The sequence below is a fragment of the Rhodococcus sp. PSi06 genome, from assembly GCF_054960675.1.
This window is the reverse complement of record NZ_JBHNYO010000020.1, coordinates 48,969-74,802: the sequence shown is the minus strand read 5'-3', so window position 1 is coordinate 74,802 and position 25,834 is coordinate 48,969. Positions and strand designations below refer to the sequence as shown.

At 65.1% G+C, this 25,834-nt stretch carries 23 protein-coding genes and 1 riboswitch; of the genes, 10 read left to right on the top strand and 13 right to left on the bottom strand.

The features are described 5' to 3' along the window. Positions 1-62 precede the first annotated feature (62 nt). From mmsB to ACFI9K_RS22770, 7 genes are all read right to left on the bottom strand, one after another. Positions 63-1,391, bottom strand: coding sequence for a multiple monosaccharide ABC transporter permease (gene mmsB, locus ACFI9K_RS22800; protein WP_462665614.1), 1,329 nt, complete (start codon positions 1,389-1,391; stop codon positions 63-65). Then, a complete protein-coding gene (gene mmsA, locus ACFI9K_RS22795; RefSeq protein ID WP_462665613.1) occupies positions 1,388-2,926 on the bottom strand; it encodes a multiple monosaccharide ABC transporter ATP-binding protein in 1,539 nt (512 codons plus the stop codon). Before mmsA ends, mmsB begins: the two co-directional genes overlap by 4 nt. An 8-nt stretch (positions 2,927-2,934) precedes the next feature. Continuing rightward, a complete protein-coding gene (gene chvE, locus ACFI9K_RS22790) occupies positions 2,935-4,071 on the bottom strand; it encodes a multiple monosaccharide ABC transporter substrate-binding protein (RefSeq protein WP_462665612.1) in 1,137 nt (378 codons plus the stop codon). Positions 4,072-4,267: 196 nt separating this feature from the next. Further along, on the bottom strand, positions 4,268-5,071 hold the full coding sequence (locus ACFI9K_RS22785) for an ABC transporter (RefSeq protein ID WP_462665611.1): 804 nt from the start codon (positions 5,069-5,071) through the stop codon (positions 4,268-4,270). 32 nt (positions 5,072-5,103) lie between these two features. Then, entirely contained in the window at positions 5,104-5,418 is a 315-nt protein-coding gene (locus tag ACFI9K_RS22780) for a DMT family transporter (protein ID WP_462665610.1), read from the bottom strand. A gap of 12 nt (positions 5,419-5,430) precedes the next feature. After that, a riboswitch (guanidine-III (ykkC-III) riboswitch) is annotated at positions 5,431-5,493 on the bottom strand. A 45-nt stretch (positions 5,494-5,538) separates the two neighbouring features. Continuing rightward, on the bottom strand, positions 5,539-6,273 hold the full coding sequence (locus ACFI9K_RS22775) for a TIGR03943 family putative permease subunit (protein WP_462665609.1): 735 nt from the start codon (positions 6,271-6,273) through the stop codon (positions 5,539-5,541). Further along, positions 6,270-7,274 (bottom strand): permease, encoded by a 1,005-nt coding sequence (locus ACFI9K_RS22770; RefSeq protein WP_462665608.1) that lies wholly within the window; start codon positions 7,272-7,274, stop codon positions 6,270-6,272. Before ACFI9K_RS22770 ends, ACFI9K_RS22775 begins: the two co-directional genes overlap by 4 nt. Before the next feature lie 83 nt (positions 7,275-7,357). Here ACFI9K_RS22770 and ACFI9K_RS22765 point away from each other — a divergent pair, with 83 nt between their 5' ends. Continuing rightward, on the top strand, positions 7,358-8,065 hold the full coding sequence (locus tag ACFI9K_RS22765; protein ID WP_462665645.1) for a response regulator transcription factor: 708 nt from the start codon (positions 7,358-7,360) through the stop codon (positions 8,063-8,065). Then, on the top strand, positions 8,062-9,474 hold the full coding sequence (locus tag ACFI9K_RS22760; protein ID WP_462665607.1) for a sensor histidine kinase: 1,413 nt from the start codon (positions 8,062-8,064) through the stop codon (positions 9,472-9,474). The genes ACFI9K_RS22765 and ACFI9K_RS22760 overlap by 4 nt, the downstream gene beginning before the upstream one ends. Here ACFI9K_RS22760 and ACFI9K_RS22755 read toward each other — a convergent pair. Genes ACFI9K_RS22755 through ACFI9K_RS22745 form a run of 3 tightly spaced genes read right to left on the bottom strand, consistent with a single transcriptional unit; the run spans position 9,454 to position 12,401 of the window. Beyond that, on the bottom strand, positions 9,454-10,575 hold the full coding sequence (locus tag ACFI9K_RS22755; RefSeq protein WP_462665606.1) for an AbrB family transcriptional regulator: 1,122 nt from the start codon (positions 10,573-10,575) through the stop codon (positions 9,454-9,456). The two genes, ACFI9K_RS22760 and ACFI9K_RS22755, sit on opposite strands and share 21 nt — an antisense overlap. After that, positions 10,572-10,982, bottom strand: coding sequence for a universal stress protein (locus tag ACFI9K_RS22750; protein WP_222092151.1), 411 nt, complete (start codon positions 10,980-10,982; stop codon positions 10,572-10,574). Before ACFI9K_RS22750 ends, ACFI9K_RS22755 begins: the two co-directional genes overlap by 4 nt. Positions 10,983-11,018: 36 nt before the next feature. Further along, positions 11,019-12,401, bottom strand: a complete 1,383-nt coding sequence (locus ACFI9K_RS22745; RefSeq protein WP_462665605.1) for a CitMHS family transporter — start codon at positions 12,399-12,401, stop codon at positions 11,019-11,021. Positions 12,402-12,570: 169 nt separating this feature from the next. On the opposite strand from ACFI9K_RS22745, the gene ACFI9K_RS22740 reads away from it, so the two are divergent. Both ACFI9K_RS22740 and ACFI9K_RS22735 read left to right on the top strand, forming a co-directional pair. Then, entirely contained in the window at positions 12,571-14,235 is a 1,665-nt protein-coding gene (locus ACFI9K_RS22740) for a sensor histidine kinase (protein WP_462665604.1), read from the top strand. Next, a complete protein-coding gene (locus ACFI9K_RS22735) occupies positions 14,232-14,888 on the top strand; it encodes a response regulator (RefSeq protein ID WP_462665603.1) in 657 nt (218 codons plus the stop codon). Before ACFI9K_RS22740 ends, ACFI9K_RS22735 begins: the two co-directional genes overlap by 4 nt. Here the strand turns inward: ACFI9K_RS22735 and ACFI9K_RS22730 are convergent. Next, positions 14,871-16,253, bottom strand: coding sequence for an MFS transporter (locus tag ACFI9K_RS22730; RefSeq protein WP_462665602.1), 1,383 nt, complete (start codon positions 16,251-16,253; stop codon positions 14,871-14,873). The two genes, ACFI9K_RS22735 and ACFI9K_RS22730, sit on opposite strands and share 18 nt — an antisense overlap. Positions 16,254-16,327: 74 nt before the next feature. On the opposite strand from ACFI9K_RS22730, the gene ACFI9K_RS22725 reads away from it, so the two are divergent. Further along, positions 16,328-16,852: a winged helix-turn-helix transcriptional regulator gene (locus tag ACFI9K_RS22725; RefSeq protein ID WP_462665601.1), complete on the top strand. Its 525-nt coding sequence runs from the start codon at positions 16,328-16,330 to the stop codon at positions 16,850-16,852. Positions 16,853-16,871: 19 nt separating this feature from the next. On the opposite strand, the gene ACFI9K_RS22720 is transcribed toward ACFI9K_RS22725, so the two are convergent. Next, entirely contained in the window at positions 16,872-17,297 is a 426-nt protein-coding gene (locus ACFI9K_RS22720) for an HIT family protein (protein WP_462665600.1), read from the bottom strand. A gap of 121 nt (positions 17,298-17,418) precedes the next feature. Here ACFI9K_RS22720 and ACFI9K_RS22715 point away from each other — a divergent pair, with 121 nt between their 5' ends. The 5 genes from ACFI9K_RS22715 to ACFI9K_RS22695 all read left to right on the top strand — a co-directional run bounded on the left by ACFI9K_RS22715 (position 17,419) and on the right by ACFI9K_RS22695 (position 24,791). Then, positions 17,419-18,660 carry a bifunctional glycosyltransferase family 2/GtrA family protein gene (locus tag ACFI9K_RS22715; RefSeq protein WP_462665599.1) on the top strand — a complete coding sequence of 414 codons (1,242 nt, stop codon included), beginning with the start codon at positions 17,419-17,421 and terminating at the stop codon, positions 18,658-18,660. Next, positions 18,657-20,642 carry an ArnT family glycosyltransferase gene (locus ACFI9K_RS22710; RefSeq protein WP_462665598.1) on the top strand — a complete coding sequence of 662 codons (1,986 nt, stop codon included), beginning with the start codon at positions 18,657-18,659 and terminating at the stop codon, positions 20,640-20,642. The genes ACFI9K_RS22715 and ACFI9K_RS22710 overlap by 4 nt, the downstream gene beginning before the upstream one ends. A gap of 76 nt (positions 20,643-20,718) precedes the next feature. Next, the gene (gene purD, locus ACFI9K_RS22705) at positions 20,719-21,969 is read left to right on the top strand and encodes a phosphoribosylamine--glycine ligase (protein ID WP_462665597.1); all 1,251 of its coding nucleotides are present in this window, start codon (positions 20,719-20,721) and stop codon (positions 21,967-21,969) included. 416 nt (positions 21,970-22,385) lie between these two features. Beyond that, on the top strand, positions 22,386-23,222 hold the full coding sequence (locus ACFI9K_RS22700; RefSeq protein WP_462665596.1) for a DUF559 domain-containing protein: 837 nt from the start codon (positions 22,386-22,388) through the stop codon (positions 23,220-23,222). A gap of 408 nt (positions 23,223-23,630) precedes the next feature. Further along, positions 23,631-24,791: a pyridoxal phosphate-dependent aminotransferase gene (locus ACFI9K_RS22695; protein WP_462665595.1), complete on the top strand. Its 1,161-nt coding sequence runs from the start codon at positions 23,631-23,633 to the stop codon at positions 24,789-24,791. A gap of 18 nt (positions 24,792-24,809) precedes the next feature. On the opposite strand, the gene ACFI9K_RS22690 is transcribed toward ACFI9K_RS22695, so the two are convergent. Beyond that, entirely contained in the window at positions 24,810-25,823 is a 1,014-nt protein-coding gene (locus ACFI9K_RS22690) for a threonine aldolase family protein (protein WP_462665594.1), read from the bottom strand. Between the last annotated feature and the right edge of the window lie 11 nt (positions 25,824-25,834).

Genomic DNA, 25,834 nt, shown 5'->3' with positions numbered 1-25,834 from the left:
CTCTGGCGTCGTGAAGGACAATCACAGCATGTCCGGTCCCGCCCCGCTCGAGGCCGGTCCTATCACGTCGTCTTCGTCATCGACGCCGACGTCGGCGGTGCGGTCTCTCCCGGTTGGCCGGGGGAGAACATCTCGGCAGGCACGGGCACGCCCAGATAGCTGGTGGGTGATTGGGCTTTGTCTCCCTTGTTGCCCTTGCCGCTCGCTGCGCGGCGCTTGGTCCAGATGTCGAACGCCACGGCGGCGAGCAGCACGAGACCCTTGACCAGTTGCACTCTCTCACTGGGCGATCCGATGAGCGACATGCCGCTGTTGATGACGGCAATGATGAGTCCACCGGTCAGCGCGCCGACGATGCGGCCCACGCCGCCCTGCACTGCTGCGCCGCCGATGAAGGCCGCCGCGATGGCGTCGAGCTCGAAGCCGTTGCCTGCGGTGGGACCGGCCTGGTTGAGGCGTCCGGCGAAGATGATTCCGGCCAGGGCCGACAGGACACCCATGTTGACGAAGATCCAGAACGTCACCGGCTTGACCTTGATGCCGGACAGCGACGCGGCGTGGATGTTGCCGCCGATGGCGTACACGTGCCGACCGAACACCGTCTTGCCCGCCAACGTCGAGTAGCCCATCACCAGCACGGCCAGGAGAATGAGCACGTAGGGCAGGTTCTTGAAGCGAGCCAACTGGATTGCGATGGCCAGTACGAGGGCGGCGGCGAACGCCATCTTGATCAGGAAGAGCGGCATCGCATCGACGTCCTGGCCGTACTTCTGCCGGCCCGTTCGAGAACGCCACTGGCTGAACACGATTCCGGCGACTGCGAGAATGGCCACGAGCAGCGTGAAGATATCTGCTCCGCCCAGTGGTCCGAGTCCCACATTGCCCATGAAACCGGGCAGGAAGCCGTTGGAGAGTGTGCGGACCGGTCCGGGGAACGGTCCGATGCCCTGGTTGCCGAGGACGATGAGCGTCACGGCGCGGAAGACGAGCATCCCGGCGAGGGTGACGATGAACGCGGGAATGCCGAAGTACGCGACCCAGTAGCCCTGCCAGGCACCGATCAGGCCGCCGACGATCAACGTGATCAGCACCGCCAGTGGCCACGGCACGTTCTGTTGAACCATGAGGACACCGGCAATGGCTCCGGTGGCCGCCACGACCGATCCGACGGACAGGTCGATATGGCCGGCGATGATGATGACGACCATGCCGATGGCCAGAATCAGAATGTACGAGTTCTGGACCACCATGTTGCTGATGTTCTGCGGCACCAGAAGCTGACCACCGGTCAGCACGGTGAAGAGCACGATGATCAGCGCGAAAGCGATGAAAATTCCGCTCTGCCGGAGGTTTCGCGTGAGCAGCCCCCGAACTGTCGACAGCTGATTCATCGAAGTACTCCTGTTCCACGGGTCATGAGATGCATGAGAGATTCCTGAGTTGCGTCCTCGCGGTCGACCTCACCGGTGATCCGGCCTGCGGACAGCGCGTAGATCCGGTCGCACAGACCGAGAAGTTCCGGAAGTTCGGACGAGATCACCAGCACGGCCTTTCCGGCGTCGGCGAGTTGGTTGATGATCGAGTAGATCTCGAATTTTGCGCCGACGTCGATTCCTCGCGTCGGTTCGTCGAGGATGAGCACATCGGGATCGCTGAAGATCCATTTGCTCAGCACGACTTTCTGCTGATTGCCACCGGAGAGCTTGCCGACCACGGCGGAGACGTTCGGTGCCTTGATGTTCATGCTCTTACGGAAGCCCTCGGCAACCTTGTATTCCTGGTTGTCGTCGACGAATCCTCCCGTCACCAGTTTGTCCAGCGCCGCGGTGGAGATGTTGCGCTTGATGTCGTCGATCAAGTTCAGCCCGTACCGTTTCCGGTCCTCGGTGGCGTAGGCGATGCCGTGATGGATGGCGTCGTTGACGGACTTGACGTGAATTTCCTTGCCGTACTTGTACAGACGACCCGAGATGTCGATTCCGTAGCTTCGGCCGAAGACGCTCATGGCCAACTCGGTACGTCCGGCACCCATCAATCCGGCCAGACCGACGATCTCACCGCGCCGCAGAGTGAGGTTCGCCTTGTCGACGACGGTTCGGCCTTGCTGGGTGGGACTGTGCACGGTCCAGTCCTCGATGCGGAGAACTTCTTCTCCCACAGTCGATTCGTGGGGCGGAAACCGGTGCTCGAGATCGCGGCCGACCATGAGCGAGATGATGCGATCCTCGGTGACGTCCGGGTCTCGCATGTCCAGCGTCTTGATTGTTTTGCCGTCCCGGATGATGGTGGTCCGGTCGGCAACGGCCGCGATCTCGTTGAGCTTGTGCGAGATGATCACGCACGTGATGCCCTCGTCCCGTAGACCGCGTAGTAGGTCGAGAAGATGAGCGGAATCGGAATCGTTCAGTGCCGCAGTGGGCTCGTCGAGAATCAGCAGTGTCACGTCCTTGGACAATGCCTTGGCGATCTCGACGAGCTGCTGCTTACCGACGCCGAGGTCGCTCACCACACTGACGGGGTTCTCCCGCAGCCCTACTCGTTTCAGTAGGGCTGCGGCCTCGGAGTTGGTTCGGTTCCAATCGATGAACCCGCGCTTGGACCGCTCGTTGCCGAGGAAGATGTTCTCGGCGATCGAGAGATGCGGACTCAGTGCGAGTTCCTGATGGATGATGACGATGCCCTCGGCCTCGCTACTCCGGATGTCGGAGAACTTGCACTCCCGACCGTCGAACACGATGTCGCCGTCGAATGTGTCGTATGCGTACACACCCGACAACACCTTCATGAGCGTCGACTTGCCTGCTCCGTTCTCGCCGCAGATCGCGTGTATTTCGCCGCGATTCACCGACAGAGTGACATCCTGTAGCGCCTTGACGCCGGGAAAGGTTTTGGTGATGCCGCGCATCTCCAGAATCGGGCTCGTCATCGCCGAACTCACTTCAACTGATCCTCGGTGTAGTAGCCACCATCGACGAGCAACTCCTGATAGTTGTCCTTGTAGACGATTGCAGGCTGCAGCAGGTACGCGGGAACGATCTTGTCGCCGTTGTCGTAATCGGTGGTGTTGTTGGTCTCGGGAGTCTGACCGTTGAGCATCGCCTGGGCCATCTGAATCGTGACCTCGGCCAGCTGGCGCGTGTCCTTGTAGATCGTGGAGTACTGCTCATCGGCGATGATGGACTTGACCGACGGGACCTCGGCGTCCTGCCCGGTGACGATCGGGTAGGGCTGACCGGCGGTTCCGTAGCCGTTGCTCTTGAGTGCGGACAGAATCCCGATCGACAGACCGTCGTACGGGGAGAGCACGCCCTGGACCTTCTGGCCGGAGGAGTACGTCTTGGTCAGCAGATCTTCCATGCGCTTCTGGGCCGTCGCCGGGTCCCAACGCAGTGTCGCAGCGGTTTCGAAGTCCGACTCGCCACTGCCGATCTTCAGAGTTCCCTTGTCCAGGTACGGCTTCAGGGTCTCCATGGCGCCGTCGAAGAAGAAGGTGGCGTTGTTGTCGTCGGGCGAGCCGGCGAAGACCTCGATGTTGAGCGGGCCTGCGGGTGCGTCGGCCTTGTCGGTGCCGTCCTGGTTCTTCAGACCGAGGCCGACCAACAGCGATGTCGCCTGGTCGACGCCGACCTTGTAGTTGTCGAAGGTCGCGTAGTAGTCGACATTCGGTGAGTTGCGAATGAGGCGGTCGTACGCGATGACGCCGATGCCGTTGTCCTTGGCTTCCTGCAGCTGAGTGGTGATCGCGGTGCCGTCCACCGAGGCCACGATCAGGAGCTTCGCGCCCTGGGTGATCTGGTTCTCGATCTGGTTGACCTGGGTGGGGATGTCGTTCTCCGCGTACTGCAGATCGACCTTGTATCCCTGGCCTTCGAGCGCGCTCTTGAGGTTGTCGCCGTCGGCGATCCACCGAGCCGAGGACTTGGTGGGCATGGTGACGCCGATCAGGGCACCAGCGGTGCTGCCACCGTCGGCCGGAGCCTCGTCTGCGGTCTTGGTACTCGATCCGCACGCACCGAGCGTGAGGGTGAGGGCCACCGCAGCCGCGGCCACGGATAGCTGTCGAAACTTCATCGTTTCTCCCTGTGTAGTGAGGTAGACCGTGAAGCGGAGGCCGTCGGGTGATCCCGTGTGGTTCGCATCACATCAAAACGAAAGTGTGAGCGATAACAACGGCATTGTCAAAGATTTCTTATTTGCACTGGCGGAACAGGTGTGAGCGTTAACATCGGCAGGCTGGTCAACACGCCGAACGTGCTCGCCGGAGCGGTCAGTGCAGCTCGTGCACCGACTGCTTGCCGCTCTTGAGCCAGCGACCCGGCAACCGACCGACCAGCTCTCCGAGCGGGTGCACAGCCGCCGAGAGGATCTCCACGGAATCCTGCAGAATGTCGATCGAGATGCTCATGCGCTCGATGTTGGGTGCCACGGACGTCAACGTTTCGGACAGCTTGACCAACTGATCGAGTGGCCCGCCCTTGGCCGTCAGCCGCTCGACGGCACCGTCCTCGGCCAGCATCGTCTCGAGGATGCCGTCCTCTGCGATGGCCCTCTCGATCAGGCCGTCCTGACGCGTCAGCACCTCGAGCGGACCGTCCTTCGCGGTCAGGCGTTCGAGTGGGCCGTTGGTGGCGGTGATGCGGTCGAGCAACCCGCCCTCGGCCAGCAGACGTTCGAGCGGTCCGTCCTCGGCCAGCAGCCGATCCAGTGGACCGCCGGGAGCCAGGATGCGTTCGACCGGGCCACCCGGGGACAGCAGGCGTTCGAGGGTGCCGTCCTCGGAGGTGAGACGGTCGACGACGCCACCCTGGGCGAGCAGGCGGTCGAGCGGCCCGCCCTCCTTGAGGGCATTTCCCAGGGCGCGGTCGTCGGAGGTGAGCTGACCGAGTTGAGCGAGCAGTTGCATCGTGCCGCCGCGCGGATTGGCGAGCGAGGCCACTCCCGCGGTGCCGGACGCGCCGGTGGCCAGCGCCATGCGGGTGGTGGCCAACGCGACCTCGGCGACGCCGATCGCCTGCTCGGCGATGGCAATTCCGGCGCGCGCGGGCAGTGTGATCGCTGACACCCAGTTCATCGTTTTACTGTAACTGCTCGTAGCCGGGAAAATCAGTGAAGAACCTTCAGGCCGATGACGCACCCGACGATTCCGAGCAGCAGCGCAATTTTGATCACCGACACCGATTCGGCACCGGTGATCATCGCGTACGCGACGGTCAGCGTGGCACCGATTCCCACCCACACGGCGTACGCGGTACCGGTGGGCAACGAGCGCATCGCGATCGCAAGTCCCACCATGCTCAGGACCACCGCGACACCGAACACGATCGACGGGGTGAGTTTGCTGAAGCCCTCGGACTTACCGAGTGCGGTCGCCCAGACGGCTTCGAGCACCCCGGAGACGACCAGAATCAGCCATGCCATGGAAAATCACTCCTTGCACCGTCTTGTCGCTGTTCGGGTACGGTGCGCTCGTCCGATTGTCGGAAGTGACCTGTACGACGGTACCAATTTTCCTTCGGCGGGGACGCGGATCTTCCGGTCTCAGTAGGCGTACGTGTTCGTCGGTGGGTCGATGCGCTGGGCCGTCGAGACCGTCATCGTGGGGGTGAACGCGGTTGCCTCGGTTGCGGTCGACGCGTCGACGATTCCGGTCAGCTGCAGCCAGGTCCCATCCGGAACTGCTTCGAGCGCAGCGGAATTCGTGTCCAGATGAATTCTGATGGACCTCGCGTCGGCCGCGCAGCAGATGATCATTACGCGGGCGAGGTCGATACCGTCGGTCGTGCCGTCCACGCGCGGCGACCCACCGTTTGCGGTGGCCACGGCGAATCCGGTGACACTGATCTCCCGGCCGTCGAGGCTGCCGTCGGAATCTCGGACCGCACGTTGGACGACGTCGAGCAACGGCACGTCCGGTGCCTGCCCGCCGGGCAGAGGCGGAAAGGGCGCCTTCTCGGTACTCGATACCGCCGCGACGGATCGGTCGCCGACCGAGGAGACGCCGAGTGCAGGCGGAGCGAGAAGGAGAACGACGGCGATCGGCACCAACAACAGCCAGTACGGACGTGAGTCGTGGTCGTGGCCGTCGATCGGTCGTCCGCGCCGGATGTCGGCGAAAATCGACGCCGCGGCAAGCGAGACGATCAGCACGCCCGCGATGAGCAAGTACGGATGCAGCGACGGTTTGACGTAGCGAACGAAGCTGCCGTCCAGCGTGATCTTCACGATCGCTCCGCCGAAGAGAAGCAGCAGAACGTTCTGCACCTCCCGCTTCATCGTGCGCCGACCAGGACGTAGCCGACGGTCGTGGCGCACACGATCGCCACGATGAAGGTCAGTGGTGCGAAGCGGACGACGAAGCCGCGCCCGAAGCTGCCCGCCTGCATGGCCATCAATTTCAGATCGACGGCCGGACCGACCACCAGGAACACCAGGCGCGGCAGCAGCGGCAGCATCGACATACTGGCCGCGACGAACGCGTCGGCCTCCGAGCACAACGCCAACAGCACCGCCAGTACGGCCATCACCAGGATGGACAGCAGGAGCTGACCGGCCAGGTGCTGGTACACCCAGTCGGGAATCACCATGTGCAGCGCAGCGGCTGCTGCCGCGCCGAACACCAGGAACGCTCCGGCCTGGAGGAGGTCTGCTCGGGCCGATTCGCGGAATGTCTCCCACCTGGTTGCGTCGTGCTCGTGGCCACGATCGGCCAGCCAGGCGGTGATCCACTCGGCCTTACCGAACCGCGTCCACAGCCGGCCCATCACCACGGCGGTGGCGAGCGAGGCGAGGAACCGGGCAAGGACCATCGCCGGTTCACCAGGAAAGGCGACGGCGGTCGAGATCAGAACCACGGGATTGATCGCCGGTGCCGACAGCAGGAACGCCAGGGCCGCGGAGGCCGGCATTCCCTGATCCATCAGCCGCCGGGAGACGGGAACGGCACCGCACTCGCACCCGGGCAAGGCCATGCCCGCCAGCCCGCTCACTCCGACGGCAGCCGACTCGTTCTTCGGTACGACCTTCGCCAGCACCGCGGGCGAAACGAACGCGGCAATGCCTCCGCTGACGAGAACGCCGAGCACCAGGAAGGGCGTGGCCTGCACGAAGATTCCGGTGAAGACGGTGGCGCCGGTTCGCAGGTTCGGGGATCCGAGGACCCATTCGGCTGCGTCGGGGCCGAACACGATGCCCAATACGAGCAGAGTTGCGAATACGTGCATGGATGTCACCCTGGGCCTGCGTCTCGCGGGGAGATCGGTGTTCGCAGGGAGCATCGGGGTCCATCATGCCCTCCCTGTACTGGCTCACAGCAACCTCACAGTGAGAGTCCAGCGAACGGGCAGCATCGCGCGCGATGATGGACACCGTGAGCGAGACACCCGAGGCCCGAGTCCTGATCGTCGACGACGAACCGACCATCGTCGAGTTGCTGGCGGTCAGCCTCAAGTTCCAGGGATTCGAGGTCGCAACGGCGTCTTCGGGCCCCGAGGCGCTGGACAAGTCACGTAACTTTCGGCCCGAGGCACTGATACTCGACGTCATGATGCCGGGCATGGACGGCTTCGGTCTGTTGCGCAGGCTGCGCGCAGACGGGGTGGATGCTCCCGCATTGTTCCTGACGGCGCGAGATTCCGTGGAGGACAAAGTGACCGGTCTGACGCTCGGTGCGGACGATTACGTCACCAAGCCGTTCAGTCTCGAGGAGGTGGTGGCCCGCCTCCGGGTCATTCTGCGCCGGTCGGGGCGAAAGGAGGAGACGGAGTCGTCTCGAGTTGCGTTCGCGGACATCGAACTCGACGACGACACTCACGAGGTGTGGAAGGCCGGCGAGCCGGTTTCGCTCTCGCCGACCGAGTTCACGCTACTGCGGTACTTCATGGTCAACGCCGGAACGGTGCTCAGCAAGCCGCGCATCCTGGATCACGTGTGGCACTACGACTTCGGTGGTGAGGTGGGAGTGGTCGAGTCGTACGTCTCCTATCTGCGCCGCAAGGTCGATACCGGCGACACCCGGTTGATCCACACGTTGCGGGGCGTCGGCTACGTCATGCGGCAGCCGCGGTGACCGGCATCCGCTCACGGCTGGGCGACATCCCGCTGCGCTTCACCCTGGTAGCGGCGCTACTGCTGTTGGTCGGACTCGGACTGCTGGCGTCGGGAGTCGCCGTCACCTCGTCGCTGGAAACCTCGTTGATGCGTCGGCTCGATCAGCAGTTGGTCGAGGCGTCTCGGGGATGGGCGCAACCCGACTCCCGCCCGTTCCCACCCGTCGGCGAGCCCAATCCTGGTCGTCCGCCGTCGAATTTCTACGTCCGGTCCGTTGCGAACGACGGCACCGTGCGGGGTCCCATCAACGATGTGGCGTCAGATGTTCCGGATCTTTCCGGTGTGACCGCCGATCGCCCGACAACGGTCGGTTCGGAGAGCGACCCAGGGAAACAGTGGCGTGTCATGACGGTGACCAACAGCGACGGATCCACCACGGTGGGAATCCCGCTCGGTCCCAATCAGCAAACCGTCAGTCGACTGATGGTGCTCCAGTTGTACGTCGGGGCAGCGGTATTGGTGGCATTGGGTGTGGTGGCCTTCTTCGTGGTGCGGCGCAGTCTGCGACCGTTGCGTGAGGTGGAGACGACGGCTGCCGCGATCGCCGCGGGCGATCTGCACCGACGTGTGCCGCATCGCAGCGAGAAGACGGAGGTCGGTCGTCTGTCGGCGGCGTTGAACGGCATGCTCTCGCAGATACAGCGGGCGTTCGCCGCTACCGCTGCGTCGGAAGAAGCTGCACGGGCGTCCGAGGATCGGATGCGCCGATTCGTCGCCGATGCCAGTCACGAACTGCGCACACCGCTGACGACCATCCGGGGATTCGCCGAGCTGTATCGGCAGGGGGCGATGAGTGACATCGCATTGCTGATGACGCGCATCGAGGGCGAGTCGGCGCGCATGGGTCTGCTCGTGGAGGACCTGTTGATGCTCGCCAGACTCGACGCCCAACGCCCCCTCGAAGTACGGAGCGTCGATCTGCTCACCATCGCCGCCGACGCCGTGCACGACGCGAAGGCCGTCTCGCCGGCGCGCGACATCTCGTTGAAAGTGCTTGCTGGGCCGGGCATTCCGGAGGTCGCCGGCGACGATGCCCGGCTGCGCCAGGTGTTGGCCAATCTCGTGGGAAACGCGGTGCGGCACACGCCCGAGTCCGCCTCGATCACGGTGTGCGTCGGAACCACCGAGGCGTCGGTGGTACTCGAGGTGCAGGACACCGGCCCCGGGCTGGGCGAGGAGGAGGCAGCTCACGTCTTCGAGCGCTTCTACCGCACCGACTCGTCACGAACCCGCGAGAGCGGTGGGAGCGGCCTCGGCCTGTCCATCGTCGCGGCTCTGGTCGCGGCGCACAGTGGCACCGTGAACGTCCGAAGCAGCCCGGGACAGGGCGCAACTTTTCGTGTCGAACTACCCCGAGCCAACGGTTGATTCACTGACTGCGCGTGCATTCTTGCGTTCGGCGATCTTGGTGTACGCGGCAGCAGCGAGAGGCGCAGCCACGAGCATCGACACCAGCCGGATCACCTGCACACAGGCGACGAACGTGACGTCCGATCCGGTCGTCGCGGAGACGGCCAGTACCGCGGCCAGTCCGCCGGGCGTCGTCGCGAGATAACCGGTCAACATGCTGACTCCGGTGATCGCGGACAACGCCCAACCCAGGAGTGCGCAGATCAGACCGATCGTGAGCACGAGCAGCGCAGCCCACGGGAAGATGCGTCCGATCGCGCGCAAACTGGCGATGGTGAAGGCAAGTCCTGCTTGCCATCCGATGACGATGAACGCCAACGGTAGGAGCACCGCGGGAACGGAGATGTCGACGGGCCAACCGAGCAGCTCGCAGGCTCCGGCGACGATCAGCGGCCCGAGCGTGGCCGGGGCAGGTAGTCGAACCGCCTTCGCGAGCAGGATTCCGATGACGATGGCACCGATCAGAAACGCCGTACCGAGGTACCACGGGGTGGTCGACGCGTCGTCGGAACCGGCCGTGCCACCGGTGTCGGTATGGAAGGCGAAGGTGACGATCAGCGGCATCGTGACCACCACCAGCGCCACACGGAGATACTGGACCACGGCAACGATGCGCTCGTCACCGCCGAGTTCGCGGGCAACCGACACCAGACCCGTTGCGCCACCGGCAATCAGAGACAGTGCGCCGGTCACCGGATCGACATCGCGGTGCAGTGCCAGCAGAGCGCCGCAGCCTGCGCTCACGATCAGAGTCGCCAACCCGACGGTGACCGCAGGAATCCAGTTCTCGCCCAGCGCACCGAGGGTGTCGGTATCGAGCATCAAGCCGATCGTCACTGCCAGCGTGCCCTGCGCTGCCATGGATGCGGGCCGTGGCACGGCGGCCGGCCCCCACCCGGTCAGCGCGAACACCACGGCGACGACGAGTGCAGCGAACAGTGACGGTGCGGTGAGACCCAGAGCGGCGAAAAGGGCCCAGCCCCCGACGGATACGGCCGCGAGGCCGATCCATCGGAGGCTGTGCCGCACTACGGTCTTCACCGTGTCGGTGCCACTCACGCTCCGGACTTGACCAGCAGAACCGGCACTGGAATTTCGAGCAGCAAACGCTGAATCGTCTGTCCCATCAGGAACTTGCCGACCGCCGAGCGGTGCCGGGACCCGACGACGAGGATCTCGGACTTCTGCTCCTCGACCAGAGTCAGCAGCGTGTTCACGGCGTCGGGATCGGGGCGACCCACCGCCACGGTCCAGGAGACCGAGTCGGCGTTGTCGATATCGGTCAGGGCCGTCTCCACGGCCGTGGACACCGCCTGCGTCTCGGCAGCCTCGGCGGACGGTTCGGCCGATCCGGAGAGGGCGTGCAGGACGACGAGGTCGGTCTCTCTGATGCGAGCTTCTCGAACGGCGGCCGCGAGTGCAGCGCGGCCCTCGGGTGAATTGTTGTGCAGTACGCCGACAGTCATGTCAGTTGCTCCTTCAGGCGATGTGGGGGTTGGTGATCAGCCGAACGGAATCTGGCCGAGGACGATGCCGACCGCCAGCATCGCGAGGGAGACGACCACCGCTCGCCACAACACCTTCTTGTGGTGATCGGCCAGCGAGACTCCGGCGAGGGTGACCAGGAGCAGGATGGCCGGAACCAGCGGGCTCTGCAGGTGGACGGGCTGACCGGTGATGGAGGCGCGGGCCATCTCGACCGGATCGATGCCGTACTTGCTCGCAGTCTCGGTGAGCACCGGCAGGATGCCGAAGTAGAACGCGTCGTTGGTCATGAAGAACGTCAGCGGGATGCTCAGGATGCCGGTGATGACGGCCAGGTACGGGCCCATTCCCGACGGGATGACGTTGAGCAGCCACTCGGCCATGGCCTCGACCATGCCTGTGCCCTGGAAGACGCCGGTCAGGATTGCTGCGGCGAGCACCATGGCGACCACGGAGACGATGGAGGACGAGTGCCGAGCGATCGCGTCGCCCTGCTCCTTGACCTTCGGGAAGTTGACCGTCAGAGCGATGGACGCCGCGATCATGAACAGGACCGGGATGGGCAGGATGTCCATGACCAGGATGACGAGCAGGACGACAGTTAGAGCAGCGTTGAACCACAGCAGCTTCGGACGCAAGGTGTCGCGATTGGGATCGAGACCGTCGAAGAACTGACCCGATTCACCGTCGCTCGATCCGCCGGTGCCGGAACCGTTTCCGCCCTTACCACCCTTGCGGACGGTGCCGCCGCCGCCCGAGGCGACCAGCTCCGGCTCGAAGACGAGCTTGCCGATGCGTCGACGCTCCATGATGCCGAGGTGAACGGCGAAGAGCAGCACGATGATCAGGCCGACGATCATCGACGGGACCATCGGAACGAACACGTCGGACGGCGAGATGCCCAATGCGGATGCAGCGCGAACCGTCGGGCCGCCCCACGGGATGATATTCATCGTGCCGTTGGCGAGACCGGCGACGACGGTCAGAATGACCGGACTGACACCGAGTTTGAGGTACAGCGGCAGCAGTGCTGAGGTGACGATGATGAAGGTGGTCGAGCCGTCGCCGTCGAGGGAGACGACCATGGCCAGAATGGCTGTTCCGACAACGAGTTTCATCGGGTCGTTGCGCACGACTCGCAGGATGCCGCGCACCAGCGGATCGAACAGTCCGACGTCGATCATGATTCCGAAGAAGATGATCGCGAAGAACAGCAGGGCTGCGGTGGGGGCCAGGGACTTGATGCCGTCGGTGATCATGTCACCGATGCCGAGTCCTGCGCCGGCCAGCAGACCGAAGATGACGGGGACCAGGGTGAGTGCGACGACGGGCGTGGCTCTCTTGGTCAAGATCAAGAACATGAAGGCGGCTACCATGAGGAAGCCGAGTATCACCAACATCGTGCACTCCTTCTCGAAATGTGTGAGGTGGGTCCGGTTGGACTACGTGTTGTGACTGAAGTTACGTAACCGGCATCACATGTTCGCCGTTGTGCGCACTACCCGCGCAAGCAACGTAAAGAGCCTTTTGCGCATTGTGCTCGAGCAGCTCCCGGCCTAGCCTTGGCTGGTGCGATTGAGGACTCAAGTGCTGCTGCTGCAGGCCGCGTTGGTCGCCGTCGCGCTGGCAGTGGCGTTCGGAGTGTTCGCGATCAGCAGTGGTGAACAGGCCAGTGATGAATACGGCGAACGTGCTCTGGCCGTCGCGAGAACGGTCGCCTCCGATCCCGAGGTGCGATCGCTGGTCGGACAGTTCTCGGCCGCGGACACCGCAGGCACCGATGCCGCGCCGGCCGGGGTGCTGGCCGGCGGCGCGCTGCAGCGCGCGGGTGAAAGTGCCCGGGACCGTACCGACGCCCTGTTCGTCGTCATCACCGACGACCGTGGCCTGCGATTGGCGCATCCTGATCCGACCGTCCTGGGGCAACGAGTGAGCACCGATCCGTCCGGCGCTCTGGCCGGCAACGAGGTCGTCGAATCCGACCGCGGCACGCTGGGCGACTCGGTGCGTGCCAAGGTGCCCATCCTTGCTCCGGGCTCGGCCGACGTGGTGATCGGAGAAGTGAGCGTCGGAATCTCCACGACGGCGGTGCGCACCGAACTGGTGAAGGACCTGATCAACGGCGCACTGGTCACCGGAGCAGTGTTACTGCTGGGCGTACTCGGGTCGATTCTGTTGGCGCGCAGATGGAAGCGGCTGACCCTGGGCCTGGAACCGGAAGAACTGGCCGAGCTCGTCCGCGAGCAAGAGGCAGTGCTGCACGGCATCGGCGAAGGCGTGGTGGCCATCGATCCGGACGGCATCGTCACCGTCGTCAACGACGAGGCACGCACGTTGCTCTCGATCGAGGGAAAGCCGGGAATGCGCGTGGAGGACATCGGTCTGACGCCCCGATTGCTCGAAGTCATCGAAGTCCCCACGGGCGAACCGGTACTCGCTGCCGTGAACGACGTCGTCGTCATCGCGTCGGCGCGAAAGGTGCTGCGTGACAATCGAGATCTGGGGACGGTGCTCACCGTGCGAGATCGAACGGACGTGGAGGCGCTGACGCGTCAGCTCGATGCGGTGCAGTCGATGTCCGCGGTGTTGCGCGCCCAGCGACACGAGTTCGCGAACCGGATGCACCTGGTCAGTGGGCTGCTGCACGAGGGCCACCCCGGTCGCGCGTCGGAGTACATCGACGAAATTCTGGGCGTGGGGCCGAGATCGGAGGCAGTCGAGGGTATCGATGCCGTGTCCGACGCCTACCTCCGTTCCTTCCTCAGTGCCAAGGCTGCGCACGCCCGCGAAAGTGGAGTGCGCCTGGTGCTGGGGGAGAACACCTGGGTCGGCGGCGAATTGGTCGGCCCGGTGGACGTCACCACCGTGCTGGGCAACCTGATCGACAACGCGATCGATGCCGCCCGGCTCGGCGCTCGTCGCCCTGCCGAAGTGGAAGTGGAATTGGTGCAAGAGGATTCGACACTGCACATAGTGGTCGTCGACTCGGGTGACGGCGTCGTGTTGGCACCCGAGCAGGTGTTCGTCGAAGGCATTTCGACCAAATCGACCGCGGACACACCGGGTGGCCGAGGGGTGGGATTGGCGCTCAGCCGACAGATCGCGCGAACCCGTGGCGGCGAGGTGACGTTGGCCGATGCCGGCGGGCAGATCACGGCCGACAACGACCGCGGAGGCGCGGTGTTCATCGCCTCGATTCCCGACGCACTCCTGATCGAAGAGGTGACGCAATGAGAGTTCTCGTCGTCGACGACGACTTCCGGGTCGCCGATCTGCATGCGGCACTGGTGAATTCACTCGACCACTACGAGGTGGCCGCAGTGGCGACGAGTATCGCCCAGGCGCGCGACGTGCTGGCCACCCAATCCTTCGACCTGGCTTTGGTCGACGTCTATCTGCCGGACGGATCCGGCATCGATCTGGTGCGGGAGCTGCCGTGTGACGCGGTGGTGCTCTCCGCTGCTGCGGATCAGCAGACGGTGCGCTCGGCGATGACCGCGGGTGCGTGGACGTACCTGATCAAACCGTTTCCGCGCTCGGCTCTCGTCGACCGACTCACCGGATATCTCGCATACCGCGGCGCACTCGATCGTGCGGACGAACTCACTCAGGCGGACATCGACGGTGGGCTCGATGCCCTCCGCCCCCGCGCCGCGACTCCGCTACCGGCCTCGCAGTCGGTCACCCGAGACCTGGTCCTCGACGCGGTGCGCGGAACGGCGGAGCCGATGTCTGCCGGGGAAGTCGCGACGGCGATAGGGATTTCACGAGCGACGGCTCAGCGGTATCTGGCCACCTTGGTCTCGAAGGGTCGGCTGCGAATGCAGTTGCGGTACGGATCGACCGGACGACCCGAACAGGAGTATTCGCTACCGCCGGGTGCGTGAGACCGCCACGACCACTGCTCCGACGAGCGAAATTGCCGCGGTGATCAGGGCTGCGGTGTTCCAGCCCGCGACCAGAGCGGCCGGTGCATGGTTGCCGGCAGGCACTGCGACCACGGCCACGACGGTCACACCGACCGCGGACCCGACGTAGCGCGCGGTGTTGTTGGCCCCGCTGCCCATTCCGCCGCGTCCGGGCGGGACGCTGGCCACGGCCTCGCGTCCGAGAGCCGCGTTCAGGACACCACTGGCCACGCCCGCCACCAGTAATCCGGGCAGCAACCGCGGCCAGCCTGCGTCCTCGGCCAGACCCGTCAGCATCACCATGCCCAGTGCCACACCGATCAGACCGACGGCGAGCTGGGTGCGGCCGCTGACCGACGCCGGAATGCGCCGAGCCAACAGGGCGGTGACGACCGATGTCGCAGACCAGGCGAACAGCAGAACGGCTGCCCCGAGAGCATCGATGCCGAGCGCGGTGCCCACGAACCCGGCCATGTACGACATCAGCGCGATGATCCCGGCGCCCGTCGCCAGAGCAGCGACCGTGGCGGCGAGAAAGGGCGGGTGGCGGAAGAGGGTGAGATCGAGCATCGGGCTCGCAGTGCGTAGTTCGAGGATCGTGAAGGCGGCCAGCAGCAGGGCAGCGAGAACGAACAGCACGATGGGTGTCACGGCCGTCCACCCCTGCCTGCCTTCGACGAGCGCGGCCAACAGTGCGCCGATGCCCGTGGCCAACAGCACGGCACCCACCGGATCGAGGCCGCGCGGGGCGTCGGACATGGATTCTTCGACGCGAAGCTGGGCGACGACGGCGAGCACGAGGGTGGCAATCGCGAGAACTACGTACGCCTCACGCCAGCTGGCCCAGCGATCGAGGAGCGCGGCGAGCAGCGGTCCTAGCGCGATACCGGCTCCCACGCTGGCACCCCAGACGCCGCTGGCCTTGGCTCTCACCGGCCCGGCTGGGTGAGTATGCGCGATGATGCCGAGGCTCGACGCGACCACCGCGGCACCGCCGAGCCCTTGCAGGATGCGGGCGAGCACGAAGATCAGAGTGTTGGGAGAGACCGCACAGACGATCGCGCCGACGGCCAGCACGACTGCTCCGATGACGAAGGTGCGGCGACGTCCGACGTCGTCCGCGACGGTACCGGTGGTGAGCAGTGCGGCGGCCAGACCGATGCTCATCGAGCTGAGAATCCAGGTTCGTCCCGCTGCGTCGGACATCAGATCGAGCGCGGTGCTGTTGATCGTCGCGAGCGGGGCGGTGAAGGCCATCAGCGTCAGCAAGGTGCCCAAGGCTGCGACGGCCAGTGCGCGGGTGCCGTTCGTCGTGCCGGCGGGCGAGGGGGCAGTGTCGGTCATCGTCGTCCTTCTGGTCTGGTGATCGAACTGTAAACGGCCAACTTGGTTCGGTCAACAGACTGTACGATTGTGGCATGGCACTCGGAACCGACTACGCCCGCCAGGACTGCCCCCTGGCCCGCGCGCTCGAACTCGTCGGTGAGCGCTGGACCATGCTCATCGTGCGCGACAGCTTTCTCGGCGTCCGACGCTTCGGCGACTTCCAGGCCCACCTCGACATCTCCAAGGCAGTGCTGGCGCAGCGACTCGACACCCTGGTCGACGCCGGACTGCTCGAACGGCAAGCCCGATCACAGGGTCGCGGCCACGACGACTACGTGCCGACGGACGCCCTCGAAGGACTGTGGCCGGCCGTCTTCGCCCTCAGCTACTGGGGCGAGCAACAGAACCCGAAGCCGATGGGCAAGCGTCGTCTATTTCTGCACGCGACCTGCGGAACCGATCTGGGACCGCTCGGACTGTGCCCCACATGTGGCGTCGCGCCGGGCCCGCGCGACGTCGATACCGACATCGGACCGGGCTACGACCCGGAGCTCCGATCCGACGCGGTATCGACGCAACTGCGAACGCGTCGACGCCTGATGACGCCTCTGCGCTGACGTTGTAGCTGCAGGAATGTCAGTTCGCGACGTTCGCCTCGTGGCCCATCGCGCGCAGTGCCGTCCGAAGCTTGTCGGCGGCCTCGTCCTGTGACTCCGTGGACGGATTCGGATCCGCGCCGGAGATGTCGAAGTTGCCCATGTCGTACGCCGGAAACACGTGCAGATGCAAGTGCGGCACCTCGAGTCCGGCGATCAACAGGCCGGCCCGGGGCGCGTCGAACGCCGTCCTGACGGCCTGACCGATGATCTGCGCGACGGCGGTGATCTTGGCGAACACGGCCCCGTCGACGTCCTGCCACTGATCGATCTCCGCACGCGGAACCACCAACGTGTGGCCCTGCGTGACCGGGGCAATCGTCAGAAACGCCACGACGTCGTCGTCCTGCCACACGAACCGTCCGGGAATCTCACCTGCAATGATCTTGCTGAAAATAGATGCCATGGGAACAGAATGCCTTACGAGCTGTGCCTCTTGGTCACTCCGCAGGCTGCGCTCCTGTCCTCCCAGGTGATTGCCAGGTTCGTCGCAGCGTAGGTCCAGCTGCGCGCACGAGGGTTGCCTCATGACAACGAACTACCTCGCCCGAGCAGCAGGCCAACGGCCCGGCTCGAACGCAACGGCCACGCTCGAGGTGGTCATCCCCGTCTACAACGAAGAGGCGGACCTCGAGCAGTGCATCCGTCGACTGCACGAGCACCTCGACGACCGGATTCCGTTCAGGTCGCGAATCACCATCGCCGACAACGCAAGTACCGACGGCACCCTCACGGTGGCGCATCGGCTCGCCGACGAGATAGACGGAGTTCGAGTTCATCACCTCGACGAGAAGGGGCGCGGGCGGGCTCTCAAAGCGGTGTGGCTCGCGTCCGACGCCGACGTCGTCGCCTACATGGATGTCGATCTGTCCACCGACCTCAACGCACTCATGCCGCTCGTCGCTCCACTGCTCTCGGGTCACTCGGACCTCGCCATCGGTTCTCGGCTGAACCGGTCGTCTCGGGTCGTTCGCGGGGCCAAGCGCGAATTCATCTCGCGCAGTTACAATCTCATTCTGCGGACCTCGTTGCGCGCCCGCTTCTCCGATGCCCAGTGCGGATTCAAGGCGATGCGCACCGACGTCGCTCGCCAACTGCTCCCACTCGTCGAAGACACCGGGTGGTTCTTCGACACCGAATTGCTGGTGATCGCCGAAAAGGCAGGCCTCCGCATTCACGAGGTGCCGGTGGACTGGGTCGACGATCCCGACAGCAGCGTCCACCTCGTCGACACCGCCGTCAAGGATTTGCAGGGATGCTGGCGCGTCGGCCGTGCTCTCGCGACCGGGGTCCTCCCCGTCGCGGAACTGCGTCGAAGCCTGGGACGGGAGCCGCTCGTGGCCGGTGTACCGCACGGAATGATCGGCCAGCTGGTGCGATTCGGCATCATCGGTGTCGCCAGCACCGTGGCCTACGCACTGCTGTACCTGGTGCTCCATCCCATGATCGGGGCGCAGGCCGCAAACTTCGCGGGGCTGCTGATCACCGCTGTACTGAACACTGCGGCCAACCGCGCCTTCACCTTCGGGGTCCGAGGCCCGTCCGGCGCGGGCAAGCACCAGCTGCAAGGTTTGGCGATCTTCGGCTTCGCGCTGCTGGTGACCAGCGGTTCGCTCGCGGTACTGCACGCCTGGTCCCCGGACGTGTCGCGACACGTCGAACTCGTCGTTCTCGTCGTCGCCAATCTCGTTGCCACCGTGTGCCGATTCGTAGCACTGCGGTGGGTGTTTCGCGCTGTGGACTCAACCCGTTCGGAGGTCAAGCGATGACGACGACACTCGAGCGGTCCTCTGCGGCCGCACCGACCGAGCGGTCGACCTCCCGGCGGTGGGAACTTTTCGGGCTGATCGCTCTACTGATCGGCACCGGCGTGGCCTACATCTGGGGTCTCGGTGCCTCGGGCTGGGCCAACTCGTTCTATTCCGCAGCGATACAGGCCGGTTCGGTGTCGTGGAGGGCGTTCTTCTTCGGATCCTCCGATGCCGCCAACTCGATCACCGTCGACAAGCCGCCGATGTCGCTGTGGCTGATGTCGTTGTCGGTGCGGGTGTTCGGGCTGAACACCTGGGCGATGCTCGTCCCACAGGCGCTGCTCGGCGTCGCATCGGTTGCGCTGCTTCGAGCCGTCGTCGTGCGCCGGTTCGGGGCAGCCGCCGGACTGCTTGCCGGACTGGCCCTGGCAGTGACTCCCGTTGCCGCACTGATGTTTCGGTTCAACAACCCTGATGCCTTGCTGGTTCTGCTGATGATCGTCGCCGTCTGGGCGATGCTGCGAGGCGTCGAATCGGGAAAGACCAAGTGGCTCGTGATCACCGGCATGTTCGTCGGATTCGGCTTCCTCACCAAGCAGCTTCAGGTGATGCTCGTCGTGCCGCCGCTGGCCCTGACATACCTGATCGCTGGGCCGCCAAAACTTGTCACTCGGCTGCTGCAGTTGTTCGCCGCGCTCGGAGCCATGATCGTCTCGGCCGGCTGGTGGCTGCTGATCGTCGAATTCTGGCCGGCCTCCTCCCGGCCGTGGGTCGGTGGCTCGCAGAACAATTCGATTCTGGAACTGACCCTCGGCTACAACGGTCTGGGCCGGCTCAGCGGTAACGAGACGGGCAGCGTCACCCCCGGCGGCGATGGAGGTGGCGGCGGTGGCGGTTCGATGTGGGGCGAGACCGGCATTCTCCGCATGTTCGACGCCTCCCAGGGCGGTCAGATCGCCTGGCTCATCCCCGCCGCATTGGTGCTCCTGGTGACGGGACTCGTACTGCGAGGCAGGGCTCCACGTATCGACGTGCAACGCGCATCGTTGATCGTGTGGGGCGCGTGGCTGCTCGTCACCGGTCTGACGTTCAGCTTCATGGCCGGCATCTTCCACTCGTATTACACGGTGGCGCTTGCACCTGCCGTTGCTGCACTCGTCGGTATCGGAGGCGTGATGCTGTGGCGCGAACGGCAGCGGTTGTGGGTGCGGATTGCGATGGCGCTCGCGGTGGCGGCGACCGTCGCGATGGCGTGGGTGCTGCTCGGCCGGAGTGCGAGCTTCGTGCCGTGGCTGAAGTGGGCGATCCTGGTCGTGGGAGTGCTGGCTGTAGTGGCACTGCTGATTCCGGCGCTCACTCGCGGCAGGCTCGCCGCGGTCGCGATTTTCACGGTGATGTTCGCCGGACTGGCCGGTCCGACGGCCTACGCGGTGGACACCATCGGCACCCCGCACACCGGGTCGATCCCCACCGCCGGGCCGAACACCGGCATGCGCGGATTCGGCGGGATGGGTGAGGGACGGCGCGGGCAACGGGGAATGCAACCGCCGCCCGGTGCCCAGACGCCGGCTGGAATGCAGCTGCCGGCAGGAGCGCCGGGTCAGGCCGGCCAGCTGCCGGGCGGTGCCGAGATGGGCGGCGGTATGGGAGGTCTGCTCGAAGGCAGCACCCCCACTGCCGAGGTGACGTCGATGCTCGAGCAGGACGCCGGTTCGTACACCTGGGTGGCGGCGGCCATCGGTGCCAACACCGCGGCGGGCTACCAACTGGCCACGGAGGATCCCGTCATGCCCGTCGGCGGCTTCAACGGGACCGACCCGTCGCCGACGCTGGCCGAGTTCCAGCAGTACGTCGCCGACGGTCGAATTCACTACTTCATCGGAGGCGGTGGAATGGGCGGCAGGGAGTCGGGTTCCTCGGCGGAAATCTCGGCCTGGGTGACCGCCAACTTCGCCGCGACCACCGTCGGCAACGTCACGTTGTACGACCTGACGCAGTAGTTACGGCGTTCCCGACGGGCCCCGCACCACGACAGGTGCGGGGCCCTACGCCGTCGAGCAGATAGTCTGTTGCACTGTGCGCGTACTCGTCCTAGGTTCCGGTGCTCGTGAGCACGCCCTTCTACTTGCGTTGAAGGCCGACCCGTCGGTCGACGCACTGTTCGTCGCCCCCGGCAATGCGGGCACAGCCGCGATCGCCGAACAGCATGCCGTCGACGTGGCATCCGGTGAGGCGGTGACCGAACTCGCGCAGAAGCTCGAGGTCGATCTCGTCGTCATCGGGCCCGAGGTACCCCTGGTTCTCGGAGTGGCCGATTCGCTGCGTGAGGCCGGCATCGCCGCATTCGGGCCGTCCGCCGACGCCGCCCGTATCGAAGGGTCCAAGGCATTCGCCAAGGACGTGATGGCTGCAGCCGGTGTACGCACCGCGCACAGTGAAATCGTCGACTCGCCCGCTCTGCTGGACGCAGCTCTCGACCGCTTCGGCCCGCACTGGGTCGTGAAGGACGACGGTCTCGCCGCGGGCAAAGGCGTCGTCGTCACCACCGATCGCCTCATTGCCCGCGACCATGCCGCCGAGCTCCTCGAGAACGGGCACCCGGTGCTGCTCGAGTCGTTCCTCGACGGACCCGAGGTTTCGTTGTTCTGCCTCGTCGACGGAGAGACCGTGGTGCCGCTGCTGCCCGCGCAGGACCACAAACGCGTCGGCGATGGAGACACCGGCCCCAACACCGGGGGCATGGGCGCCTACACCCCACTCCCGTGGTTGCCCGAAGGTGCCGTCGACGAGATCGTCCGTGATGTGGTGAAACCCGTTGCGGCCGAGATGGTGAAGCGTGGCGTGCCGTTCTCGGGTCTGCTGTACGCCGGTCTGGCGATGGGTGCCGACGGTCCCGCCGTTGTCGAATTCAATTGTCGCTTCGGCGATCCCGAGACCCAGGCCGTGCTGGCCCTGCTCGACACGCCTCTCGGCGAGGTGCTCAACGCGACGGCCACCGGCACGCTGGCCTCGCTGCCGCCGCTGCGCTGGCGGGACGGCGCAGCGGTCACCGTAGTCATCGCGGCCGAGAACTACCCCGGTCGACCGCGCACCGGAGACGAAATCCTCGGCTCCGACGGCGCAGGCGTCCTGCATGCAGGCACTGCGGTCGCGGACGGGGTGGTGGTATCCGCGGGTGGCCGGGTACTGAGCGTGGTCGGCACCGGATTCGACCTCACCGCTGCTCGCGACGACGCCTACTCCCGCATCGCCGGAATCCGCTTGCCGGGCAGTCACTTCCGCACGGACATCGGCCTCGCTGCCGTGGAGGGTCGTATCTCGCTGTAGGTGTGCTGAGTGTCCACTATTCGACCTAGCACACGGGATCCCCTGTACCGGCTGAAAAAGTGGACACTGAGCTCGGTGCGTGCGCGGCAGGTGTGCTCAGTGTCCATTAATTGCTCTGGTGCGCGGGATTCTGTTTTTGGTGGTGAATTGTGGACGCTGAGCTCGGTGCGCGGGCAGGTGTGCTGAGTGTCCACTATTTGCTCTGGTGCGCGGGATTCAGTGTGCCGGCGCGGAATATGGACACTGAGCTCGGTGGGCGGGCGTGTTGAGTGTCCACTATTCGCCCTAGCACAAGGGATATCGGTTAGCGGCTCCACAAGTGGACACTGAGGTCAGTTGTCCACAGGCGCGGGCGTTGTCCACATTTCTCGGATCGGGCTCCCACGAACAGTTTCCGCGCGCAAAGCTGTTCGACCATGGGGGTTTACACGAGGCAGCAACTATTGGATAGCGGCGTCAGCAGAGGGGCGATCGACTATCGGGCCAGGGTCGGCACACTGATCCGACTGTTGCCGGGCGTCTACTGCACGGGGGAGCCGTCGTTCCGCGATCGTTGTGTGGCCGCGATTCTGTGGCAACCGGATGCAGTGCTCAGCCACCTCACTGCAGCGTGGTGGTGGAACCTGATCGACCACGAACCCGAACAGGTGCACATCACCGTGCCCCGCAGCACGCGGCCACGGTGCCCGTCGTGGCTGCGCGCGTACCGTCGAACCATTCGCGAGACCAGTTTTGTCGACACCCTCCCGGTCGTGACCATCGAGCAGTGCATCGTCGACGCGTCGGCCTCACTCGGTGATGCTGCGCTCGAACCGTTCGTCGACGCAGCGCTCAGTGGATCCGTCAGCAAACGCGGATTGGCGGCGCAATGCGAGAAGTCGGCCGGAATGGCAGGGGTGACCCAAGCGAAGAAGCAGCTGCGTCTGAGCTGTCCACGCACGCTGTCCGAACCGGAACGGCTGGTGGCTCGCGCACTGACGGCGGCCGGCTACTTTTTGGAGATCAACGCGGCGGTGGGGCAGTACTGCGCGGATCTATTGGACCGTCGGGCCCGGGTGATCATCGAAATCGACGGCCGTGAATTCCACAGCGCGCCGGGCGTGTTTACCAACGATCGAGTGCGCCAGAATGCGCTGCAGCTCGACGGGTGGCTCGTGCTGCGATATTCGGCCGCGCTCGTGATGTCGGACCTCGATGCGGTGGTGCGGCAGATCATCGACACCGTGCGCCGTCGCCGGAGGGCATTGAGCTGAGTGTCCACTACTTGCCACCGATAGCGCGATCCCGTGTATGCCGCTCGATTGTGGACAGTGAGCTTCCTGTTCGGCTCAACTGAGCTGAGTGTCCACTATTTTCCATCGCAGGCGTGATCCCGTGTATGCCGCACAATTGTGGACAGTGAGCTTCTTGTTCGGCTCGACTGAGCTGAATGTCCTCTATTTGCCATCGCAGTCGCGATTCCGTGTGGGGTGCACAATTGTGGACAGTGAGCTTCCTGTTCGGCTCGACTGTGCTGAGTGTCCACTATTCGCCATCGCAGGCGCGGTCCCGTGTACAGCGCGCAATTGTGGACACTCAGCCCACTGTCGCGGCCCAAGTGAGCCGTGCGATCCCGTGCCTGGACATGAAAGGCGGACACCGAGGTCAGTAGTGTCGATCGAATGCACAGTGAATCGCAGCGATCGAAGGTCGAGCCGTTCCATGTGATGGATGTGTTCGCCGCAGCGGCCGAGCGGGCGCGCACTCACGGGGATGTGCTTTCACTCGCCGCAGGTCAGCCATCCACTCGGGCACCCGAGCCCGTGTTGCGCGCTACCCGCGAGGCCCTGGATGCACACCTGCTCGGCTACACCGAGACGCTCGGCATTCTGCCGCTACGCCGAGCGATCGCCGAGTATCACAGCACGCGGTACGGGATTACCGTCGAGGCCGACGACGTGGTCATCACCACCGGATCCTCCGGCGCATTCACGTTGCTGTTCCTCGCTGCGTTCGACGCGGGGGACACCGTCGTCATGGCCAGACCGGGGTACCCTGCCTATCGAAACACGTTGGCGGCGTTGGGCTGCCGCGTCGTCGAGCTGGACTGCGTGGAGGAGACACGGTTCCAGCCGACCGTCGCGATGCTCGAGGAATTGCCCGAGCCGCCTGCGGGGCTGATCGTCGCAAGCCCGGCCAATCCCACCGGCACGATCATCGACGCCGACGAGCTTGCAGCGATCGCGCGCTGGTGCGACGAGCACGGAACGCTGTTGATCTCCGACGAGATCTACCACGGCATCTCGTACGGCAGTGCGCACACGTCGAGTGCGTGGGAGACGTCGAAGGAGTCGGTCGCTATCGGATCGGTTTCGAAGTACTTCTCCATGACGGGGTGGCGGTTGGGCTGGATGCTACTTCCGGCCCGATTGCGCAGGGCCGTCGAACGATTGGCGTCGAACATGACGGTCTGCCCGCCGGCGATTTCGCAGGTGGCGGCCATCGCCGCGTTCACGGAAGAATCACGCCGAGAGCTGGATTCGCACGTGGAACGGTATGCCGTCAACCGAAAGATTCTGCTCGACGGCCTCCCCGCATTGGGAATCACCGATCTGGCACCCGCCGACGGTGCGTTCTACGTGTACGCCGACATCGCGCATCTCACCGACGACTCACGCGCCTGGTGCGCGCACGTGCTGTCCGAGACCGGTGTCGCGTTGGCACCGGGTGTCGACTTCGATACCGTCCGCGGCAATCACACCGTGCGATTCTCGTTCGCGGGCAGCACATCCGACGTCGTCGAAGCGCTCGAGCGCCTTCGGGTCGTGAGTGGAACTTCGTAGCAGGCTACGAGGTTCCACTCACATGCGGTGCAGCCGCTCCAGCACCTCGTCTATGTCGGCGGCTGAGACGTCGCGATGCGTCACGAAGCGAACCTTGCCCGCGACGGTGACCGCAGCGATTCCCTGATCGGCCAATTCGGTCACCGTCCGGACGGGGTCGGCGACGGCGGCGAGCACGATGTTCGTCTGCGGCTCCGCGACGTCCCAGCCGCGGTCTCGGAGGCCGTGCGCCAAAGTCGAGGCGTTGGCGTGATCCTCGGCCAGGTCACCGATTCGATCCAGGGCGACGAGACCCGCCGCCGCCAGAACTCCGCCCTGACGTACCCCGCCGCCCAACATCTTTCGCACCCGCCGTGCCTCGTGGATACGCGCTGCATCCGACACGAGCATCGAACCGACGGGGGCACCGAGTCCCTTGCTCAGGCACACCTGCACCGTGTCCGCGCCGTCGGCCAACGATGCGATCGGAACATCGAGTGCAACAGCGGCGTTCCACAGCCGCGCACCGTCCAGATGAATTTTCAGTCCCGAGTCCCGTCCGGCAGCAACGAGTTCGGACCATTCGGCCGGGCCGAACACGGTACCGCCGGCAAAGTTGTGGGTGTTCTCGAGCGAGAGCAGCGTGGTCCGCAGCGCGAAGTAGGGCCCGGCACCGCCGGCTTTCGCTGTCACGGTCGACGCAAGCGGACGCCCGGGGCCGCCGTCGTGCGCAAGCGCCTCGGGCATTCCGCCCGCCAACCACGCCGCGGTGCCGAGCTCGGATCCCAGTACGTGCGCGTGCTCGGGGGCCAGGAACCGATCGCCGCGCTGCAGATGCAGCATCAGCGCAATGATGTTGCCCATCGACCCCGACGGGACCCAGAGCGCTGCCTCGAAGCCGAGCAGATCCGCCACTCTCGCTTCGAGCAGTGCCATGGTCGGATCGTGATCGAGGACGTCGTCGCCCACTTCGGCGTCGGCCATGGCTTTTCGCATGACCGAATCGGGCCGGGTGATGGTGTCGGAGCGGAGGTCGATCGTTCGATGTGCCACGAATACTGACA

Excerpts from the sequence above, each read along its gene's own strand:
- ACFI9K_RS22720 (WP_462665600.1), bottom strand. The coding sequence starts at position 17,297 with ATGGCATCTATTTTCAGCAAGATCATTGCAGGTGAGATTCCCGGACGG.
- ACFI9K_RS22770 (WP_462665608.1), bottom strand. The coding sequence starts at position 7,274 with ATGCTCCCTGCGAACACCGATCTCCCCGCGAGACGCAGGCCCAGGGTG.
- ACFI9K_RS22715 (WP_462665599.1), top strand. The coding sequence starts at position 17,419 with ATGACAACGAACTACCTCGCCCGAGCAGCAGGCCAACGGCCCGGCTCG.
- mmsA (WP_462665613.1), bottom strand. The coding sequence starts at position 2,926 with ATGACGAGCCCGATTCTGGAGATGCGCGGCATCACCAAAACCTTTCCC.
- ACFI9K_RS22700 (WP_462665596.1), top strand. The coding sequence starts at position 22,386 with ATGGGGGTTTACACGAGGCAGCAACTATTGGATAGCGGCGTCAGCAGA.
- ACFI9K_RS22765 (WP_462665645.1), top strand. The coding sequence starts at position 7,358 with ATGGACACCGTGAGCGAGACACCCGAGGCCCGAGTCCTGATCGTCGAC.
- ACFI9K_RS22730 (WP_462665602.1), bottom strand. The coding sequence starts at position 16,253 with ATGACCGACACTGCCCCCTCGCCCGCCGGCACGACGAACGGCACCCGC.
- mmsB (WP_462665614.1), bottom strand. The coding sequence starts at position 1,391 with ATGAATCAGCTGTCGACAGTTCGGGGGCTGCTCACGCGAAACCTCCGG.
- ACFI9K_RS22735 (WP_462665603.1), top strand. The coding sequence starts at position 14,232 with ATGAGAGTTCTCGTCGTCGACGACGACTTCCGGGTCGCCGATCTGCAT.
- ACFI9K_RS22785 (WP_462665611.1), bottom strand. The coding sequence starts at position 5,071 with ATGAACTGGGTGTCAGCGATCACACTGCCCGCGCGCGCCGGAATTGCC.
- ACFI9K_RS22775 (WP_462665609.1), bottom strand. The coding sequence starts at position 6,273 with ATGAAGCGGGAGGTGCAGAACGTTCTGCTGCTTCTCTTCGGCGGAGCG.
- ACFI9K_RS22710 (WP_462665598.1), top strand. The coding sequence starts at position 18,657 with ATGACGACGACACTCGAGCGGTCCTCTGCGGCCGCACCGACCGAGCGG.
- chvE (WP_462665612.1), bottom strand. The coding sequence starts at position 4,071 with ATGAAGTTTCGACAGCTATCCGTGGCCGCGGCTGCGGTGGCCCTCACC.
- ACFI9K_RS22780 (WP_462665610.1), bottom strand. The coding sequence starts at position 5,418 with ATGGCATGGCTGATTCTGGTCGTCTCCGGGGTGCTCGAAGCCGTCTGG.
- ACFI9K_RS22725 (WP_462665601.1), top strand. The coding sequence starts at position 16,328 with ATGGCACTCGGAACCGACTACGCCCGCCAGGACTGCCCCCTGGCCCGC.
- ACFI9K_RS22745 (WP_462665605.1), bottom strand. The coding sequence starts at position 12,401 with ATGTTGGTGATACTCGGCTTCCTCATGGTAGCCGCCTTCATGTTCTTG.
- ACFI9K_RS22695 (WP_462665595.1), top strand. The coding sequence starts at position 23,631 with ATGCACAGTGAATCGCAGCGATCGAAGGTCGAGCCGTTCCATGTGATG.
- ACFI9K_RS22750 (WP_222092151.1), bottom strand. The coding sequence starts at position 10,982 with ATGACTGTCGGCGTACTGCACAACAATTCACCCGAGGGCCGCGCTGCA.